Below are 19,485 nucleotides of genomic sequence, written 5' to 3'. Positions count from 1 at the left end.
GGGGCGCGGCGATGACGTCCTACCGGATCACGGCGTACGAGCCACGTCATCGGGACGAGGTCACCCGGTTCCAGGAGCTGCTGTGGGGCGGGGGACCGCGCGGGAACGGGGACTACCTCGACTGGAAGTACCGGCGTAACCCCTACCTGGACCACCGGTACGTCACGCTGGCGTGGGCGGGCGCGGAGCTGGCCGGGATGGTGGGCGCCTTCGGCGCCATGTGGGAGGTGGGCGGGGCGCGGGTGATGCTGCCCTGCCTGGCCGACACCGTGGTGGCGCCCGCGCATCGCGGCGGTCCCCTGTTCGGGCGGATGCTCGACGACCTGGTGGATCGGTTGCGCGGCGACGGGGTGCCCTGGCTGCTCGACTTCGGCGACCAGCCGGCCGGGCCCGCCATGCTCATGCAGGGCTGGCGCGCCATCGGCCCCTGGCCCACCGCCTCCGCGCCCCCGACCCTCTCCCAGACCCTGGCCGACTCCCCGACCTTGGCTGTTTCCCAGACCCCGACCGCCTCCCAGACCCCGACCGCCTCCCAGGCGCCAGCCGTCTTGTGGGGGGTGCGGTCCGGGCTGCGGATCCGGGCGGCCGGGGCGGACGGGCTGGGGGCGATGGCGGCGCTCGCCACGGGGCTCCCGTCCCAGGCGGGCATCCGGCACGTACGCGACCTCGAGTACCTGACGTGGCGGAACCAGAACCCGCTCGCCCGCTACTTCCACCTCGTCGCGGAACCTCCCGGAACCGAACCTGAACCGCCGGGCCACGGACCGGAGCGGGACGGCATCGGACCGGAACCGCCCGTTACCGGACGGGGGCGCGCCGGGGCCGCAGGGGCGAGGGCGCCGGCCGGTTACCTGGTCGCGCACCGGCCAGGACCGGCGCAGGACGGGGCGCCGACCACGATCGTCGAGTGCGAGGCGACCGGCGACGACGTCTGGACGGACCTGCTGGCGGCGGCCCTGTCGGTGCTGCCAGGTCCGTCCATCGATATGTGGGCGCGCGACATCGGCGACGCCCGGCGCGCGGCCCTTCCCTCGCTCGGCTTCCGGCTGGACGAACCGACCGGGCGGCTCACCCGCGACGGCCACCTGCCCAATCTCCTGGTGCGCCCGACCGGCGCGCCGATCCTCTCACCGGCGCTCACCGGTCTCGACGTGCCGTCCGCCTGGGACCTGAGGGCCGTCTGCGGACGAAGCTGGCGCTGACCCCGGCCGCAGGGTGAAGGCGGAGTCGAGGCTCGCCGGTCCGGCCGGTGGCCTCGATATTCGTGAAGGAAAGGCGGCCCGGCGCTATTCCGGCCCGGTTTCCGGGAGTGCAACGACACTGCAACCTCGGGTGAGAGATTCGGAACTCCACGGCCTCCGGTCGCCTTTCGGCGCGGTTCCGGAAAAGCCGAAGGAATGCCGTGACCGGTCATCGGGAAACGCCCCGGGATCGGCCGACCGAATCATCGCGGAGGAGAAATGCCGGAACGGGGAATGGTCGAGGAGAGACCCGGTGGCGGGGTTTTCGAGGCGCCGCTGCTGATCTGTGACTGGGCCGCGGACGGGGGCGTGGACGGCACCACACAGTGGCTCGGGATCGACATGACGCCCCACCCCACGCGGGTGCTCAAGACCAGGGCCGCCACCGGCCGCTCGCTGGTGACCTCCGGGCATCTCGGTGCCGACCTGCTGCACCTGCCCGCGGGCGAGGGATTCCTCCCGCACACCCACCCGGGGGACCATCTGCTGATCGTGGTGGGCGGGCACGGCACGATCACCGTCGACGGGGCGATCACCGCGACCGCGCCCGGCCAGGTGTACATGGTCAGAGGCGCGGTGCCGCACGCGGTGGGCGCGGTCACCGACCATGTCATCCTCGCGGTCGGCGCGCCGCACCGGCTCCTGGACAGCCCCGAGCGGCAGGACCTCACCGAGTACTCCGCGCTGCTGACCTCCTTCGGCACCATCAGCTGCCGGATCTGCGGCGTCGCCGCGACCGGAGGCGAGGAGCTGGAAGGGCTGGGCTGCCCTCATTCCCCGCACCGGTTCGGGTGAACGGCGGCGCGGGGCGTTCGCGTGCCCCCGAAGGTCCCGCGGTCCAGCGCCCCGTGACGTCCGCCGGGCTCCTCGCGCCCCTGACGGCGGAGCGGGAGACCGGGCGGCTGTTCGACACCGCGCCGCGCCGGCGGTCGCCCGGCCTGCCGGCGTCGGCGCACGCGGCGGCCCTGCGCGCGGCGGACATGAAGGGCGTCCGCGAGGAGTTCCACCCGGGCGTCGACGAGCGGACGATCGAGGTGTACGCGAGGGCCCGCGACGCCGGCGACCCGTTCGAGCTGCGCGACCTGTGGCTCGGCCGGGTCGAGCACGAGCTGGGCCCGCACAGCCGCCGCCCGGAACTGGCCGGGCTGTGGCGCGCCAGCCGGGTGCGGCGGGCCGTGGACGCCGAGGAGGTCCTGGCGTCCCGCGCGACCGTCCGTTTCGTCAAGGAGCTTTTCAACTCCTTCTTCCGCGACGACCTGTACGGCGACTTGCGGGGGGACGCCGAGTTCATCCTGTCGGGCGGGTCGGTGGACGAGCGGGCGTGGGGCCTTCCCGACACGCTCAAGCACTGCCTGCGGTTCGCCCTCGACCGCGACTGGTACGGCTACTCCGATTCCAGGGGCCGGATCCCGGCGCGCGAGGCGGTCGCCGCGTACGAGAACGCGCGCATCGAGGGCTCGCCCTACGAGGCGGGCGGGGTGGCCCTGACCATGGGCGGCACGTTCGCTATCAGCACGCTCGCCGACTTCGTCCTGCTGGGCGCCCCGGCGACCGGCGCTCCGGCGCTGTGCGGCATCCCGAACTACCCGCCGCTGGTGGAGGCCATCGCGCGACGGCGCGCGACCCGGCTCGTGCCGCTGCCGTCGACGTCGGGACGCGTGGACGTCGACGGGCTGATCGCCGCGCTGACGCCCGCCACGCCGCTTGTCATGCTCCAGACGGCGGCCAACCCCACCGGGGCGGGCATCGCCGAGGAGGACCTGGCCCGGCTGATCCGGGCCGCGTCGCCGTCCACGATCATCCTGCTGGACGAGTGCCACGAGTGGCTGGGCGCCTCCGGGCGGTTCTCGCCGCTGCGCGCCTCGGCGAACGTCGTGCGGGTCTCCAGCCTGTCGAAGATGTGGTCGGCACCGGGCCTGAAGATCGGCTGGATCCTCGCCGACCCCGCCTTCGTCGAGTCGTACTACGAGCACGCCTCCACGACGTTCGGCGGGCCGCCGTCGTTTTTGTACACGCTGGTGGAGGTGCTCGCCCGGATGGAACGCTGGCTGGTCACGGGCGTCCTGGAACCGGGGGCCGCCGAGGTGGCCGAGTTCGAGGGCGCCTACGGGCTCGACCCCCGGCGGCTGCGGGCGGCCTACCAGGCGTACCGGCACGACCGGCTCACCCGCGAGGCCGAGCTGACCGTGGTCCGCGACGCCGCCCTGGCCGGGCTCACCGAGGCGTCGGTGTCGGTGGTGCGCCCCCGGTACTCCATCAACGCGGCCGTCGACTTCCCCGGGTGGGACGACTCCTACCTGTGCTTCCGCGACGTGCTGCGGCGGACGGGCGTCGCGGTGTTCCCCGGCGTCCTCACGTTCTGCCTGTCGGGCGGCACGGTCCGGGTGACGACGGCCCAGCCGTGGGAGGACCTGTCCCCGGCGATCTCCCGCATCCACGACGCGTTCACCCTGACCCCGGGAAGGCGATGACATGCCCCAGACACCCGCCCAGACGACCCGGGGACGCGCCTGCGCGTCCCCCGAGGACGATCGGACGACCCGGGGAGGCGATGACGTGTCCCGCGAAGACGACCAGACGTCCCAGAGAGGTGCCCGCGTGTCCCGGCCCGTGGTCGAGGGGGTCTTCGCCGAACGGCCCGGCGACCCGCACGTCCGCGCGCGGCGCGAACTGCTCGACGGCAGGTCGGAGCTGCCCGCCCCGGACGTGCCGGTTCGCACGGCCCGCGCGAACGACTTCCCGAACGCCGGCGGGGGAGCGCTGCTTGCCGGACTGGGCCGGCGGGGGCTCGCCGTGGCGGCGCTGGACCGGCCGCTGACCAACGACCGCTTCCTGGCCCTCGGCGCGCTGCTCGGCCGGGCGATGCCCGAGACCGACCCGTCCGTCCGGCCGTACGTGGAGGACGACGTCATCCTCAACCTGGTCACCGAGCACGAGGCGACCCCGGACGTCGCGCTCCAGCCGTTCGCGGCCAGCCCGCTGACCCTGCACAGCGAGGGCAGCGGGCGGCCCGCCGCCGGGCAACCCCGGTACATCGTCCTGATGTGCCTGGAACCCGGTGCCGCGACCGGCACACAGACCGTCCTGGTCCCCATGGCGGACGTGGCCCGCCGGCTGACGCCCGCCCAGGCGGACGTGCTCTCGCGGACCCGCTACCGCCGCAACGAGCGTGGCCCGGCCATCCTGCGGTACGCCGGGGGCCGCCCGGTCTTCTCGTTCCGGGACTTCGGCTCGCAGCCCCTGGAGTGGACCCACACCGGCGGCGCCGGCGCGGCCGAGGTCGACAAGGCCATCCGCGCCCTGCTCGCCGCCATGTACACCGGGGGCGCCGCCGGCACGCGATGGCGCCCGGGTTCGCTGGTGGTCATCGACAACACGTTCCTGTTCCACGGCCGCACGGCGGGGCTGGTCGACCCCTCGGTCCCGCGACGGCACCTGCGGCGCCTGCGGATCGTCGCGTGAACCGGCAGACGGTCGACGACCGGCCTTCCCCGACCCGGCCGCGCCTGACGCGGTTGCGCGCGATGGCCCCGGAACCGGGCGCCGCCCGCGTCCTCGCGGCGGCCACGCTGGTCAACACGTTCGGCAACGGCCTGTGGATGACGTGCGCCGCGTTCTTCCTGACCCGGTCCGCCGGGCTCGCCGTCTGGCAGGTCGGGGCGGGCCTGACGCTGGCCGCGCTGGTGTCGACGCTGGTCAGCACCCCGATGGGCTACCTCGCCGACAGGTACGGGCCGAGGGGGATGCTCGTCGGGTTCCTGCTCGCCCAGTCCGCCGCCGGCGCGGCGCTCGTCCTGGTGGGGTCCTTCCCCGCGTTCCTGGTCGTCTCCGCGCTCATCGCGGTCACCGACTCCGGGGCGGCAGGCGCGCGCGGCTCGCTCATCGGCGGCGCCGTCCCGGCAGGCGAGCGGGTCCGCACCCGCGCCTACCTGCGCGCGGTCACCAACGTGGGCCTGGCCGGGGGCGCCGCCTGCGCCGGGTTCGGCATCGCGGTGGACACCAGGCCCGCGTACCTGGTGATGATCCTCGGCAACGCGGCCACCTACCTGGTCGCGGCGGCGATCTGCGTCCGGGCGCCGTCCCCGCCGCCGGCCAGGCCCCCGGCGGGCGGGCCACGGCTGGTCGCGCTGCGGGACCTGCCGTTCCTGGTCTACACCGTCGTCGACGGGCTGTCGTCCACGCACTTCGTGCTCATCCAGCTCGTGGTGCCGTTGTGGATCGCCGCCCGCACCGAGGCGCCGCGCTGGCTGGTCGCGGTGCTGTTCGTGCTCAACACGACGGCCGTCGTGGCGTTGCAGGTGCGCGCCTCCCGGGGCACAGACACGCCGTCCGGCGCGGCCAGGGCGTCGCGGTCGGGCGGGATCTGCGTCGCCGTGGCCTGCCTGCTGTTCGCCGGCTCCTCCGGGACGCCGGCGCCGGTGGCCGTGGCGCTGCTCGTCGCCGGGGCACTCGCGCATGTGATGGGCGAACTGCGCCAGTCGGCGGCCGGTTGGAGCATCTCCTTCGCGCTGGCCCCGCCGCACGCGCAGGGGCAGTACCAGGGCGCGCACTCGATGGGCATCCTGCTCGGGCACGTCATCGCCCCGGCGGCGCTGACCGGCCTCGTCTTCGGCGGCGGCACGCTGGGCTGGCTCGTGTGCGCCGCGGTCTTCGCGGCGCTGGGCTTCGCCGTGGCCCCCGTCGTCCGCTGGGCCGAGCGCACCCGCTGACGGCCGCCCGCGCTCTGCAACCGGAATGCAAAGCCGGTTGGCAGCCTTCGAGGGCGGGCGGATCCGCCGTGCCGCGACGCGAGACCGACAGAAGGTGGGCATGCGTACAAGCCAGGAGTCCGAGCACGCCGGGACGGCGGCGCGGGAGGAGCCGGTCGCTCCCGCGCGCCTCGACCGTATCTTCGAGGCGTGGGTGGAGCCGGTCACCCCGGCACGCCTCGACCGGATCTTCGAGGCGCGGGTGGCTCGCGCGCCGGGCGCCCCGGCCCTGGAGTCCGGGGACCTGCGGCTCACCTACGAGCAGCTCGACGCGGTGGCCGGCCGGCTGGCCCGCCATCTTGTCGCGGGCGGCCTCGGCCCCGAGGCGATCGCCGCCATCGTCCTGCCGCGCGGCGCCGCCATGGTGGTGGCGATCCTCGCGGTCGCGAAAGCGGGCGCCGCGTACCTGCCGATCGACGTGACCGTCCCGGCCGCGCGGACCGCGTTCATGCTGGCGGACGCGAACCCCACTTGCGTGATCACTTCTGCGGAGCCCCGGGCCGCGCTCGGGGGCTGGCAGGGGCCCATCGTGACCCTGGACGACAAGGGCTCCTACCCGGACACCGCCGGGTCCCCGGGCGAGGGCTCCGACCTGGACATCGCCGGGCCGCTGGGCGAGGCGTCCGACCTGGACGCCGATGGATCTCCAGGTGAGGGGTCCACCCCGGACACCGCCCGATTCCCGGCCGGGGGAACCCTTACGGACGCCACCGGTGGCACCGGTGGGGGCGGCCGGGCAGGGGAGTGGTCGCCGGACCTGGCCGCGTACGTGATCTACACCTCGGGGTCCACCGGCCGGCCCAAGGGCGTCGTCGTCACCCATCGCGGGCTCGCCGCGCTGGCCCGTTCCCTGGTGGACGGGCTGCGGCCGGGGCCGGGCAGCCGGATCCTCCAGGTGTCCTCGCCCGGCTTCGATGCCTTCGTCCTGGAACTGCTCATGGCCTACGCCTCAGGCGGCACGCTCGTCGTGCCCGGCGCGGACCTGATGGCCGGCGAGACGCTGGCCACCGCGCTGCGCGAGCACCGGGTGACCCACGCCCTCATCGGCCCGGCCGCGCTCGCCGACCTGGAACCCGACGGCCTGGACGGTCTGAAGTGCCTGGTCGTCGGCGGCGAGGCCTGCCCGGGACCCCTGGTGGCCCGGTGGTCGGCGGGCCGCCGCATGGTCAACGCCTACGGGCCGACCGAGGTGACCGTGTGCGCGACGATGAGCGACCCGCTGTCGGGCGGGGGCACCCCGGCGATCGGCCGTCCTGTCCGCGACGCCCGGGTCCACGTCCTGGACGACCGGATGCGCCCGGTGCCGCCGGGCGTCCCCGGCGAGGCGTACGTGGCCGGGCCCGGCCTGGCGCGCGGCTACCTGAACCGCCCGGGCCTGACGGCGCGGCGGTTCGTCCCCGACCCCTATGGGCCGCCCGGCTCGCGGATGTACCGCACGGGCGACCTGGTACGGCGGGCCGCCGACGGCCAGATCGAGTTCCTCGGCCGGGCCGACGAGCAGGTGAAGCTGCGCGGGTTCCGCGTCGAACCCGGCGAGATCGAGTCGGCCCTGATGGGATGCCCGGGGGTCCGCCAGGCCGTCGTGACGGCACGCGAACCCCGCCCGGGGGACCGGAGGCTGGTGGCCTACGTCGTCGCGGCGGGCGGGTCCGTCCCGAGGGCCGCCCTGTTGCGCGCGCACCTCGCCGCCGGCCTGCCCGACCACATGGTGCCCTCCCTGTTCGTGTTCCTGGACCGCCTGCCGCTCACCACGAGCGGGAAGGTCGACCGCCTGGCCCTGCCGGAGCCGGACCTCGGCGCCGGCGCCGGTCCTGGCCGCGCGCCCCGTACGGCCCGGGAGGAGGCGCTCTGCGCGCTGTTCGCCGACGTGCTCGGCGTCCCCAGGATCGGTGCCGACGACGACTTCTTCGCGGCCGGCGGCGACTCGCTGATGGCGACGCGGCTCATCCGCAGGATCCGCGAGGAGACCGGCGTCCCGGTGAGCGTCCGCGTGTTCTTCCAGGCGCGCACGGTGGCCGGCATCTGCGAGCGGCTCGGCGAGCGGGACGCGGGCCCGGGACGCGACGAGGGGCTCCCGGCGTGAACGTCCTCGTCATGAACCGGGCGCCGCTGTCCACCCGCCCCTACCCGCGATGGATCGGGCCGGAGCACCAGGTGGTGCTGCTGAGCGACGCGACGGCCGCGCGGGGGGCGTCCTCCCAGGCGCGGGCCGGGTACGCGCACGTCAGCCTCATGGACCCGTTCCATGACAGCCCTCTGGTCGAGAACGAGGTGATGCGCCTGCACGCCGAGTACGGCTTCGACAGGATCGTCACCACCTCCGAGTTCGACCTGCTCCGGGCCGCGCGGCTGCGCGAGAGCCTCGGCGTCCACGGGCAGGGCGTCGCGGCCGCGACCGCGTACCGCGACAAGATCCGCATGAAGGAGCTGCTGGGGGCGGCGGGGATCCCGGTGGTGCCCTTCGCCGCCGCGCCCGATCTGACGTCGCTCGCCGGTTTCGTCCGCGACCACGGGTACCCCGTCGTGGTGAAGCCCCGCAGGGGAGGCGCCTCCATCGGGGTGGAGGTCCTGCGCGGCGAGGCGGACCTGCTCGGCTACGCGGGCCGGGCGCCGGGGCTGGGGGAGGATCACGGCGCGCCGCTGATGGTGGAGCGGTACCTCGGCCATCAGATGGCGCACGTGGACGGCATCGTCATCGGCGGCGAACCCGCGCTCATCTGGCCGTCCACCCAGGGGGACACCTCGTGCCTGGGCGTCCTGTCCGGCGAGCCGCTCCGCAGCGTGATGCTGGACCGGGACGACCCGTTGCGCGCGCCGCTGTGCGACCTGACCCGCCGGGCGCTGGCCGCGCTGCCCACCGAGCCGGTCTCGCTGTTCCACGCCGAGATCTTCGTCACCCCGGGCGGCGGCCTGGTCCTCAACGAGATCGCCTGCCGGCTCGGCGGGGGCAGGATCGAGGAGGCGGTCGAGCTCGGGTTCGGCGTCTCGCTCGCCGAGGTGTACGTGCGCGCCGTCGCGGGCCGGTCCCTGCCCCCGCTGCCCGCCGCGCCCGCCAGGATCGCCGGGCTCGCGTTGTTCCCGCCCCGCCCCGGGACGGTCGTGCGGATCCCCCGCGCCTGCCCGGTCGACGGCGTCCAGGGTTACCGCCTGGGTGTGGCGGAGGGCGACGTGCTGGGGCCGGCGGCGCTCAGCATCGACGAGATGGGCTCCCTGCTGGTCTCCGGGCACACGCGCCGCGAGGCCGAGGGCGTCCTCGCCGAGGCCACGGACTGGTTCATCCGGGAGACCATCCTCGAACCCGGCCCCACCCGACCCGGCGTCGTCCTCGCCCATACCACCTCGAACCGGACATGACCGCCATGCGCGACGAGACGACCGGTCCGGTCGTGGCGCCCCGGGAGTACACCTATCGGGTCCGCGGGCGCTACCCGCACGACCCCCAGGCCTTCACCCAGGGGCTCGTCTGGGACGACGGCGTGTTCTACGAGAGCGTGGGCCTGTACGGGCGGTCCGAGCTGCGCAGGGTCGAGGCGGCCACCGGCAGGGTCCTGGACCGCAGGCCGCTCGGCCAGGAGTACTGGGCGGAGGGCATCGCCCTGGTGGGCGACCTGCTGTACCAGCTCACCTGGCGGCAGAAGCGGGGCTTCGTCCACCGCAAGGACGACCTGGCGCGGATCGGGGAGTTCGGGATCGACGGCGAGGGCTGGGGCCTGGCCGAACACGGTGGCGAGCTCATCATGAGCGACGGGACCGACGAGCTGTACCGGCCGGCCACCGGCGGGCGCGCGCAGCGGTCCCTGGCCCGGGTGACCAGCGGCGGCTCCCCGGTGACGAGGCTGAACGAGCTGCAGATGGCCGGGGGCGAGCTGTACGCGAACGTCTGGTACTCCGACCGCGTCGCGCGCATCGACCCCGGCACCGGCGTGGTGACCTCCTGGATCGACCTGTCCGGCCTCAACCCCTACCCCCGCGACCGCTGCCCGGACGGCGCCGTGCTGAACGGAATCGCACACGACCCGTCCGGCGACCGGCTCTTCGTCACCGGGAAACTGTGGCCCACCCTCTACGAGATCGAGGTCGTCCCGTGCGTCGAGCAGTTCTGACCGCCGAGCCCGGCGCCCCCGGGACGGCGTCCGCCTACGAGATCGAGGTCGTCCCATGCGCCGAGCACCCCTGACCACCGATCCCCCCGGCACCGCGTCCGCGATCCTTTACGACCCGCGCACGGGGCGGGCGCGGGCGTCCGCGCGTCCCGGTGACGCCGGGGACGTCGCTCGCGCCGTCGCGGACGCCCGCCGCGCCCAGCCGGGCTGGGCGGCGCACACCACGCGCGACCGCTCGCTCCTGCTGCTGCGGCTGGCCGGGCTGATCGAGGACAACGCCGGGGAGTACGCCGCCGCCGAACGGGCCGGTACGGGCAAACCGCCCGCCGACGCGCTCGCCGAGGTGGCGCAGAGCGTGGACGTGCTGCGCTTCTACGCGGGCGCCGCGCGCGCGGATCTGGCCCCGGCGGCCGGGCGGCGGCTCCCCGGCCGGGAGAGCTGGGTGCGCTGGGAGCCGTTCGGCGTCGTCGCGGCCGTGGTCCCGTGGAACTATCCGCTGCTGATGGCGATGTGGCGGCTGGCCCCCGCGCTGGCCGCCGGCAACGCGGTCGTCCTGAAGCCCGCCGAGACGACCCCCGACAGCGGGCGGCTCCTGGCCCGCCACGCCGCCCAGGTACTCGGGCCGGGCGTGCTGACCACGGTGGCCGGCGACCGGGACACCGGCCGGTTGCTGGTGGAGGCCGAGGTGGACGTGGTCGCGTTCACGGGGAGCGTCGCCGGCGGGCTCGACGTGGTGAGCCGGGCGGGGCTGCGCAAGGTGAGCCTGGAACTGGGCGGCAACTGCCCGGCGATCGTGCTGCCCGACGCGCCAGGACACACCTACGCCGACCTCGCCCGCGCCTCCACCTACAACGCCGGCCAGAGCTGCGCGGCGCCCGCCAGGGTCATCACCCTGCGCGAGAACCACGCCGAGACGGTCGAGCGTCTCGCCGAGGCCATGTCGGCGCTGCGGGCGGGCATCGACTTCGGGCCGCTCAACAACGCCGCCCAGGCGGCCCGCTTCGACCGCATCATGGAGGCGAGCGGAGCAAGCGTCCGGCACATCGGGGAGGTGGCGGCGGGCGAGGACGAGTCGGGCGGTTACTGGCGGCCCGCCACGGTGCTCGCCGGCCTGCAACCCGGCGACCCGGCCGTGGAACGCGAGGTGTTCGGCCCCGTGCTGACCGTCCAGGCGGCCGGCGACCCGGACGAGGCGGTACGGATGGCCAACGGCGTGCCGCAGGCCCTCGCCGCCAGTGTGTGGAGCACCGGGCTGGGGGCGGCGCTGGACATCGCTGCGGCGGTGAACGGCGGGGAGGTGTGGCTGAACTGCCACCTGGAACAGACCGCCGAACTACCGCACGGCGGACGCGGGCACTCCGGACACGGAACCGACCTCAGCGTCCTCGCCCTGACCGAATACCAACGCCCCAAAACCATCACCGCCCGCCTCACATGACCCCACGACCCCGGGGCCGCTGCCTCACGTGACCGCGCGGTCGGCGTGGAAGGGGAGGCGGCCCAGGGTCGTCGCGACGTGCGCGGCGAGGTGGGCGGCGAAGACGTGGCAGACCAGCGGGGAGAAGGCCTCGCGCACGTCGCCCGTCTCTGGGCGGGCGACCGGGAGCAGCGCGTGGGCGTGCGGCGCGATGGCGCCGTCCCCGGCGTGGGCGACGGCGACGACCCTTCTGCCGAGCTCGCGCGCCCGGGCGGCCATGGCGACCGCCCGCGCGTGGGAGCGGCCGGGCACCGCGATGACGAAGACCGGCATGTCGAGGGGGTAGGCCCACCGCTCGACATGGCACCATTCCTCCAGGTCCTGACCCATCGCCATGACCCCGGCACCCTCGACCAGCTTCGCCGCCGCGTACTGGGCGGTGCCATGGTTCGGACCGCTACCGGCGACGACCATCACCGGAGCCGCCGCCACCCACCCGGCGACGTCCGTGTGGGCGGTCAGTGCTCTGTCGGTGGCGGTCACGACGTCCGCGAGGGCGGTGAGTTCGCCGAGTAGTGTGCCGGCGTCGCCCAGTCGGAGTGCGAGCAGCAGCATGCCCAGGAGGGTCGCCTGGTAGCTGCGGACCCCCGGGCCCGGTTCCTTGTCCGGCAGTTCCACGGCGAGCACCCGGTCGGCCACCTCGGTCACGGGGGAACCGGCCGTGCCGGTGATCGCGACGGTCGGCGCGCCGTGCTCCCGGGCCCGCCGCAGGGCGTCCAGCACCGCGGGCGTGCGGCCCGAGGCGGTGGCCGCCACGACCAGGGTCCCGCCGGGGTCCCGCATCCACCCGGAGCCGTACTCGGCGAACCGGAACGCGCTCATCGGCCGGCAGGTGACGCCGCCGATCGTCTCGAACGCCATCTCGGCCGCGCACGCCGCGTGGTAGGAGTCGCCGTCGCCGACCAGGTACACCTGCCGGACCGCGGACCACTCGGAGGCGGACAGCAGACCGGCGGCCCGCCCGGCGAACACGGGCACCCGCTCACGCAGATCCTCGGCGAGCGCCGCCGCCTCTCGCAGCAACATGCCGGGGCTCACCCGTTCTCCGGTTCGAGGTTGCGGACTATGTCCACGTATGACCGGACCAGGTCGGGGTCGATGCTTCCGCCCCAGCCGTCGCGTTCCAGGCATGTGCCGACGAAGGCCCCGTCCGCCGCCTTCAGGAGCCGGGCCGCGTTGCCGTGGTCGGTGTGGCCGGCGAGGATGATCGGCAGGTCAGGTCGCGCCGCGCGTACCGAGGCGATCATCTCCAGGGTCCGGGTCTCGTCGGGGCGGCCGAGGACCACGGCGTCGGCGCCCGCCCTGGCCGCCGCCGAGGCCACCTCGCCGGTGGACCTGGGCGGGCCGTACCAGGTGAAATGCCCGGAGTCGATGTCCGCGAAGACCCGCACCCCCTGGGCGCCGATCTTGTTGCGGTACTCGGCCACGCCCAGCGGATCGGCCACGACCATGCCGTGCTCGGTGAGCGTCCTGCCCACCAGCGCGCCCGCGCGGACGAACGTCCCCCCGGCGACCGAGGCGACGGCCAGCGACGCCTTGATCGCGTTGCGCATGAGCTGCACCCCTACCTGGAAGCCGTCGCCGGTCGCCCGCGTGATCTCGCGCACGATCAGCGCCATGGCGGCCGTCCTGGCCGGGTCGGACTCGTCGGCGACGCCGTAGACGCGTTCGACGGTCTGCACCAGGCACCCGTCCGCGCCTCCCTGGTGCAGGGCGCGGGCGGACTCGACCGCGACCGCCAGCGTCCGGTCGAGGTCGCCGTGCTCGTGGAACGGCGTGCCGGGCAGGGGACGCAGATGCACCATGCCGAGCACGAGCTTGCCGTTCGCCATACCTCACCCCTTCCTCATGCGGACGACGCGGACGCTGCGGTCGGTCCGGGCGGCGCGGTCGGTTCGGTCGATGTGGGCGGTGCGGAAGATTCGGTCGGCGCGGACGCCGCGCGCAGGGCGGGGACGACCCGTTCGGCGAACAGTTCGACCGTCTCCCAGTCGACGGGCGGGCGCACCCCGAGCAGCAGGTCGCGTGCGCCGAGCCGGACGTAGGGGAGCAGGTCGCGCACGCACTCCTCCGGGGTGCCGAAGGTCACGTACTCCGCCAGGTCCGGCGAGCCGGCGGGCAGCATCGCGAGCCGCTCGGCCCGGCGCAGCCCCACCCGCGCCTCGTCGGCCGCGAGCACGGCCCTGAAGGTGATCGACCCTCGGATCTCGCCCGGATCCCGCCCGGCCTCGGCGCAGTGCCGGGCCAGCACCTCCCGCTTGCGCCGGTACTCCCCGGGGTCGCCGGCGAGGGTGTTCCAGACGTCGGCGTGGCGGGCCACGACGCGCAGGGTGCGCTTCTCGCCACCGCCGCCGATGACCAGCGGCAGCCGGGCCTGCAGCGGCTTGGGGGAGAGGCGGGCGTCCACCAGGTCGTAGTGCCGGCCGTGGAAGGTCGTGCGCTCCCGGCTCCACAGCCCGCGCACGACCTGGCAGTACTCCTCCAGCATCTCCAGCCTGACACGCGGCTCGGGAAAGGGGATGCCGTACTGCTGGTAGCCCAGGTCGGGGCCGCCGGCGCCGAGCCCGAACTCCAGCCGCCCGCCGGAGACGTGGTCGAGGGTGGCGGCGATGGCGGCCGCGACCGCCGGATGGCGCCAGGTGACCGAGGAGACCAGGATCGCGCACCGGACCCTGCTCGTGTGCGCCGCCAGCGCGGACAGGAGCGTCGGCCCGTCGAAGCAGACGCCATTGGGGCCGCCCAGCGGGGGTCGGTAGTGGTCGAAGACCGACACCCAGTCGTACCCCAGCTCCTCGGCGCGCCGCCACAGGAGCAGGGCCTCGTCGAAGGTGCGGTACTGCTGGCCCGAGTGCAGCCCGAACCTGATCACGCCCACCCCCGACGGTTTCGCCTTCTCTCCAATTTTGTCGCATGTGAAGGTGCGGCGAACGAAATATCATGAACATTCGGAGCACGCCGATCGGGCGGGGGGGGGGGTGCCAGGTGAGGATTTCGCGCGCGACGGTGGGCACGACACGAGGGCACGCCGGCGCGGGCCCGGCACCGGTCCACGCCTACACCCTGGACACCGGGCACGGCCTGGCGATCACCGTGTGGACCTACGGCGCCACCCTGGTCGAAGTGCTGGTCCCCGACCGTGCCGGGCACGCCGCCAACGTCGTCGTCCGGCTCCCCGATCTCGCCGCCTACGAGGACCCGGCCGTCAACGCCTACGTCGGGTCCACCGTCGGCCGCTACTGCCGGTGCGTCGCGAACGGGACCTTCACGCTCGACGGCGTCGTCCACGAGCTGGACCGCAACGACGGGCGGCACCACGTCCACGGCGGCCCGCTGGGGTTCGACCGCTTCGTGTGGGACGCCGAGGCCGAGACGACCGGCGACCGGCTCGTCCTGCGGCTCCGGCTGGACAGCCCGGACGGCGACCAGGGCTACCCGGGCGCGCTCACGGCCGAGGCCCGCTACGAGGTCGACCGGCACGGCCGCCTCACCTTCGGTTACTCGGCCACCACGACGGCGAGCACGTTCGCCGGGCTGACCAACCACGCGTTCTGGAACCTGTCCGGCACGGGCGGCACCGTGGACGGGCACCTGCTGGCGGTCAACTCGGCGCGGGTCGTCGGGTTCGACCCGGAGCTGATCCCCCTCCCGGGCCCGCCCCGCGACGTCACCGGCACCGCGCTGGACCGCAGGACGGCGCGGCCCGTCGGAGACGACCGGCTCGACCACTTCTACGCGCTCGGTGACCCGGGGTGGGCGGCCGACCTCACGCACGAGGCCAGCGGACGCGCCATGCGGGTCGTCACCGACCAGCCGGGGATGGGCGTCTACTCGGCCGACCACTTCCGGTGGCCGAGGGCCGGGATCTGCCTGGAGACCGGGGCCTGGCCGGACGCCCCCAACCGCCAGGACTTCCCCTCGGCGCGCCTGGATCCCGGGCAGACTTACGGTCATCGCACCACGCACGAATTCCGCACGGCGCGGCCGGGGCGCCCGGGAGCGAGGGGAACGGGGACGGACATGACCGGTTCTACGCCCGCCGTGGACACCTGGGAGGTCGGCACCGACCCCAGGGAGCTGCACGACCTGCTGGTCGCCTGCGACGCCTACCAGGCCGAGCGGACCGGCACGCCGGTGCCGGCCCGCGTGATCGAGACGACCGAGTCCCGGGTGCGGTCCGGCGCCGTGCACCTGCTCAGGCGGGGCACCGAGGCGGTCGCCATGTTCACGCTCACCGACCGGCCGCCCTTCGACCCCGCAGGCCTCGACCTGCCGGAGGGGGGCAGGCTCATGTACCTCAGCCGCCTCGCGGTCAAGCCCGAGCTGCTCGAGCAGGGGTCGCTGGTGGGCGTCCAGTGTGTGCGCAAGGCGATCGAGCTGGCCAGGGGCCTGGGGGCGGACGCCCTGCACGCCGAGGCCAACCCCGACCTCACCGGCACCCGGGCGCTGCTGGCCCACCTGGGCTTCGAGCAGCACGGCCCCGTCCACTCCGACGGCACCGGCAGGCGCTACGTCCACCTGCGCAAACCCCTGCGCCCCGGCCCCGCGCCCGCCTAGCCCCCTGCGTCCCCGGTGCGGAGCCGTTCGGCGAGGTCGGGGCGGCGGATCTTCCCCGTCGGGGTGCGCGGGATGGCGGCCAGCCGGACGAAGCGGGACGGCAGCGCGGCCGGCGCGAAGACGGCGAGCAGGTACGGGCGCGGGTCGGCCTCGGGCGCGCCCGGCGCGTACACCACGGCCGCGATGATCTCCTCGCCGAGCAGCCGGTGCGGGACGGCCACGCACGCGGCGTCCTGGACGCCCGGCACCGCCCGCAGGACCCGTTCCATCTCGTCGAGGGACACCGACTCGCCGCCCACCTTGGCGATGTTCTTGGTCCGCCCGGTGATGACGAAGAAGACGCGTCCCGCCTCGTCGCGGATCTCGAAGCCCAGGTCCTGGGAGTGGAACCACCCGCCGGCGAACGCCTCCGCGGTGGCGGCCGGGTTGCCCGCGTACCGGGTCATGACGGTGCGGCCGCGCATGCAGATCTCGCCCCGTACGCCCTCGGGCACCCGTCGCCCGCGCTCGTCCAGCACGGCCACCTCGTTGCCCGGCAGCGCCACGCCGACCGAGGGGATGTCCGCGCCCGTCGTGAACCGGTGGTGCTGCTCTTCAGGCAGGTCCGGCGGCATGGTCGTGGAGAAGTTCGTCGTCTCGGAGAGGCCGTAGCCCTGCACGATCCGGGTGTTCAGCTTCCCGGCGACCGCGCGGGCGGTGTCGGCCGACAGCGGGGCGGCGGCCGAAAGGAAGTACGCGAACGACGCGGGCGGCGACGGCCGGCGCCACGTGCGCGTGAGCGCCTCCAGGATGCTCGGCACCACGCTGGCCACCCGGGGCCGGAACTCCGTCAGCAGCCGGGGGTAGGAGAACGGGTCGAACCCCGGGGCCAGGAGGGCGTGCGCGCCGGCGACCAGGGTCGCGAGCAGCGTGAAGTGCACGCCGTTGACGTGGTGGACGGGCAGGCACCCGAGTATCCGGTGGCCGGGCCGCAGCCCGTGGTGGCGCACGACGGCCTCCGCGTTCGTGACGGCGTTGAGGTGCGACTGGGCGACCAGCTTGGACGCCGCGGTCGAGCCGGAGGTGCCGAAGAAGAACGCGTCGTCCGCGCCGGACGGCCCGGCCTCGCCGTCCGCGGATCCACGGAGCCCGGCGTCCGGCCCGTCCGGCCCGTCCGGCCCGTCCGAGCCGTCCGAGCCGTCCGAGCCGTCCGAGCCGTCCGGCCCGGCGAGCCGGATGCGGGTGTCGTCCGGGGGATGGTCGACGGTTCTCAGGAGGTCGGGGACGGGGATCGCGTCGGGGTAGACGCCGGCCGGGACCGAGGGCGGCCGGAGCACCGTGCGGACGCCCAGCGTGCCGGCCTGGGCGCGCAGGCGCGCCTCCGGCTCGTGCGGGCTGAGGAACAGGATCGCGCAGCCCGCGCGCAGCGCCCCGAACAGGGCGACGACCGAGGCGGCGTCGTTCTTCGGGATGAGCCCGACGACCTCGCCGGTGCGGGTGCGCGGCTCGTGCCGCAACCAGTGCGCCAGCCCCCGGCTCAGCGCGTCGAGGCGGCGGAAGGAGAGCGTCGCCGTCTCACCGCCCTCGCCCGCCGACGCGGTGAGATAGGGGTCGTCGCCCCGGACGCGGACCTGGTCGTCGAGACAGGCCAGCACGGTGCGCCGAGAGGCGGGCGCACCCGGATAATCGTGCACCCCGCAGGCCCTGTTCACCATTCACCCTCCGAAATTCCGGCGCCCGTTCCGCCTGGATGGGCGCGCCCCGCGTGTATTAGGCTCGATTTCATGGACGAGGTCACCCGGGAAATTCTCAATGTCGTGAACGACCGCATCGAGCGAAATGACACCGCACCCCTCGGGGATATCGACGCGGACCTCGGAAAGGCCGGAGTGACCTCACTCCAGATGGTGGAATTCATCGATGAATTCGAGCGGCGTTTCGCCGTCGAGTTCCCCGCCGAGATGATCTCGGCGGACACGTTCCGCAGCGTCCGCACCATCGCGTCCTCGGTGCGGGAACTGCTGGCCCGCCTGTGACCGGGAGTGGACCGCGACCTTCCTCGTCGCGGGCCGCGCCCGGCGTCCGGTTCTCGTGCGCTCATGGGATCAGGAGGATCTCCATGTGCAGGTCCCGGGTGGCCCGCGCGGGATCCACGCCGAGCTCCTCGGCGAGCGCCTCGCGCAGCCGCTGGTAGACGGCCAGCGCCCGCGCCGTGTCGCCGGCCTTGGTGTGGGCGCGCATGACCAGCCGGCAGGCGATCTCGTCCAGCGGGTCGGTCCGCAGGGCCGCCTCGCCCGCCGCCTGGGCCGACGTCAGGTCACCGGTCCGCAGCGCCGCCTCGGCGGCGGCGTGCCGGGCCCGGCGGAGCAGGTCGCCCTGGAGCCTGCGCGCGGGCTCGGCCCACAACGCGTCCGGTTCGTCCTCCAGCACCTCCGCCGTGGTCAGCAGGTCCACGGCCCGGCGGGCGGCGGAGGCCGCGGAGACCGGCTGGTGCCCGCTCAGCATCCTCTCCGCGCGGGTGACCAGGTCCCCGGCCTGGTACACGTCGACCCCCACCGCCGGCCCGAGCCGGTAGCCGGTGCGCCCGCCCGCTATCACCTCGGGGTCGAGCGTCGTGCGCAGCCTGCTGACCAGCGTCGCCACGTTCTCGGCCGACCGCCGTGGCGGCGCCTGGTCCCACAGGGCCTCGACGACGCGGTGGAGCGACACCAGCCGGCCCCGTTCCACCGCGAGCAGCGCCAGGATCCTGCGCGCCTTGCGGCTGCCCACCTTGGTGGCCGGCCAGGTCCGGCCGTCCTGGCTCACGGTGAACGTCCCGACCAGGTTCAGCCGGAGCCGCGTGCTCACGCCGGTGCCCCCGTCGGCGCCGCACCCGCAGACGTCGTGAGCGGACGGGAGGCCGCCGGGCCCCGTCGCACCGTGCGACGCGCTCTGGCCGCCCGTCTGTAGCCTGCCGGGCCCCGCCGAGTGGCCGCGTGCGGGACCCGGCCCTGGACGAGCGGCTTCGACGACCGATGCCTGGGCATCCGTCCCTCCCCATCTGTGCTTGACCATTCCTGTCTCCCCGTTCGTGTCGGTGACCGAGCGTGGGAGACGCGGATGACCGCGTCCGTCGCGAGCGGTCCCCACCTGAGCGGCGTGCCATCCTGTGCCATCGCCGCCCGGCCCCTCGGGCTCGCTGTGGAGGCGGTCAGCCCCGTCGCGTCCCCCTGGCCGAGCATCCGGCCGCGGGCGGGCCGCGTCCATGCACTTCGGCACATATAACCCGACCGGCCAGGGACGGGCTCCCCGGATGGGGGAGCGCGCCACCTGGCCGGTGGGTGTCCGGTCCCGGGCGCCGGTGGGCGCACGGGACCGGCAGGAGAGCGGGGTCAGCCGCCGGT

Annotated in this window: 16 protein-coding genes; 11 read left to right on the top strand and 5 right to left on the bottom strand. The window is 74.6% G+C overall.

Features of this window, described 5'->3' with window-relative positions; translation table 11 throughout:
- The first annotated feature begins 11 nt into the window (after window positions 1–11).
- The 9 genes from NYZ98_RS05085 (at window position 12) to NYZ98_RS05045 (ending at window position 11,530) form a co-directional block, all read left to right on the top strand.
- Entirely contained in the window at window positions 12–1,202 is a 1,191-nt protein-coding gene (locus NYZ98_RS05085) for a GNAT family N-acetyltransferase (protein ID WP_262841294.1), read from the top strand.
- 258 nt (window positions 1,203–1,460) lie between these two features.
- Window positions 1,461–2,036 (top strand): cupin domain-containing protein, encoded by a 576-nt coding sequence (locus tag NYZ98_RS05080; protein ID WP_262841293.1) that lies wholly within the window; start codon window positions 1,461–1,463, stop codon window positions 2,034–2,036.
- Between the two features lie 53 nt (window positions 2,037–2,089).
- On the top strand, window positions 2,090–3,712 hold the full coding sequence (locus tag NYZ98_RS05075; RefSeq protein WP_262841292.1) for a pyridoxal phosphate-dependent aminotransferase: 1,623 nt from the start codon (window positions 2,090–2,092) through the stop codon (window positions 3,710–3,712).
- Window position 3,713: 1 nt separating this feature from the next.
- Window positions 3,714–4,703, top strand: coding sequence for a TauD/TfdA family dioxygenase (locus tag NYZ98_RS05070; protein WP_262841291.1), 990 nt, complete (start codon window positions 3,714–3,716; stop codon window positions 4,701–4,703).
- A complete protein-coding gene (locus tag NYZ98_RS05065; RefSeq protein ID WP_262841290.1) occupies window positions 4,700–5,950 on the top strand; it encodes an MFS transporter in 1,251 nt (416 codons plus the stop codon). The genes NYZ98_RS05070 and NYZ98_RS05065 overlap by 4 nt, the downstream gene beginning before the upstream one ends.
- Before the next feature lie 100 nt (window positions 5,951–6,050).
- Complete coding sequence (locus tag NYZ98_RS05060; protein ID WP_262841289.1) at window positions 6,051–8,072, top strand: non-ribosomal peptide synthetase; 2,022 nt, start codon at window positions 6,051–6,053, stop codon at window positions 8,070–8,072.
- Complete coding sequence (locus NYZ98_RS05055; RefSeq protein WP_262841288.1) at window positions 8,069–9,343, top strand: hypothetical protein; 1,275 nt, start codon at window positions 8,069–8,071, stop codon at window positions 9,341–9,343. Before NYZ98_RS05060 ends, NYZ98_RS05055 begins: the two co-directional genes overlap by 4 nt.
- Complete coding sequence (locus tag NYZ98_RS05050) at window positions 9,340–10,092, top strand: glutaminyl-peptide cyclotransferase (protein WP_262841287.1); 753 nt, start codon at window positions 9,340–9,342, stop codon at window positions 10,090–10,092. The genes NYZ98_RS05055 and NYZ98_RS05050 overlap by 4 nt, the downstream gene beginning before the upstream one ends.
- Before the next feature lie 55 nt (window positions 10,093–10,147).
- Window positions 10,148–11,530, top strand: a complete 1,383-nt coding sequence (locus NYZ98_RS05045) for an aldehyde dehydrogenase family protein (RefSeq protein WP_262841286.1) — start codon at window positions 10,148–10,150, stop codon at window positions 11,528–11,530.
- A gap of 24 nt (window positions 11,531–11,554) precedes the next feature.
- Here the strand turns inward: NYZ98_RS05045 and NYZ98_RS05040 are convergent, their stop codons facing one another.
- The 3 genes from NYZ98_RS05040 to NYZ98_RS05030 are packed head-to-tail and all read right to left on the bottom strand — an operon-like array spanning window position 11,555 to window position 14,444.
- Window positions 11,555–12,595 (bottom strand): SIS domain-containing protein, encoded by a 1,041-nt coding sequence (locus NYZ98_RS05040; RefSeq protein WP_262841285.1) that lies wholly within the window; start codon window positions 12,593–12,595, stop codon window positions 11,555–11,557.
- An 8-nt stretch (window positions 12,596–12,603) separates the two neighbouring features.
- A complete protein-coding gene (locus NYZ98_RS05035) occupies window positions 12,604–13,401 on the bottom strand; it encodes a BtpA/SgcQ family protein (protein ID WP_262841284.1) in 798 nt (265 codons plus the stop codon).
- Window positions 13,402–13,415: 14 nt separating this feature from the next.
- Window positions 13,416–14,444, bottom strand: a complete 1,029-nt coding sequence (locus NYZ98_RS05030) for a TIGR03560 family F420-dependent LLM class oxidoreductase (protein ID WP_262841283.1) — start codon at window positions 14,442–14,444, stop codon at window positions 13,416–13,418.
- A 128-nt stretch (window positions 14,445–14,572) separates the two neighbouring features.
- On the opposite strand from NYZ98_RS05030, the gene NYZ98_RS05025 reads away from it, so the two are divergent.
- Entirely contained in the window at window positions 14,573–16,123 is a 1,551-nt protein-coding gene (locus NYZ98_RS05025) for a galactose mutarotase (RefSeq protein WP_262841282.1), read from the top strand.
- Here NYZ98_RS05025 and NYZ98_RS05020 read toward each other — a convergent pair.
- Window positions 16,120–17,817 (bottom strand): class I adenylate-forming enzyme family protein, encoded by a 1,698-nt coding sequence (locus NYZ98_RS05020; RefSeq protein WP_262841281.1) that lies wholly within the window; start codon window positions 17,815–17,817, stop codon window positions 16,120–16,122. The two genes, NYZ98_RS05025 and NYZ98_RS05020, sit on opposite strands and share 4 nt — an antisense overlap.
- A gap of 69 nt (window positions 17,818–17,886) precedes the next feature.
- Between NYZ98_RS05020 and NYZ98_RS05015 the strand changes: the two genes are divergently transcribed.
- Entirely contained in the window at window positions 17,887–18,138 is a 252-nt protein-coding gene (locus NYZ98_RS05015) for a phosphopantetheine-binding protein (RefSeq protein WP_262841280.1), read from the top strand.
- Between the two features lie 61 nt (window positions 18,139–18,199).
- Here NYZ98_RS05015 and NYZ98_RS05010 read toward each other — a convergent pair whose 3' ends face one another.
- Window positions 18,200–18,949, bottom strand: a complete 750-nt coding sequence (locus NYZ98_RS05010; RefSeq protein ID WP_262841279.1) for an AfsR/SARP family transcriptional regulator — start codon at window positions 18,947–18,949, stop codon at window positions 18,200–18,202.
- Window positions 18,950–19,485 lie beyond the last annotated feature (536 nt).

Source organism: Sphaerisporangium corydalis, from assembly GCF_025506355.1.
In the GTDB taxonomy this organism is placed as follows: Bacteria; Actinomycetota; Actinomycetes; order Streptosporangiales; family Streptosporangiaceae; genus Sphaerisporangium; species Sphaerisporangium corydalis.
Note: the sequence above shows the minus strand (reverse complement) of the source record. Positions and strands in the feature narration are given on the sequence as shown.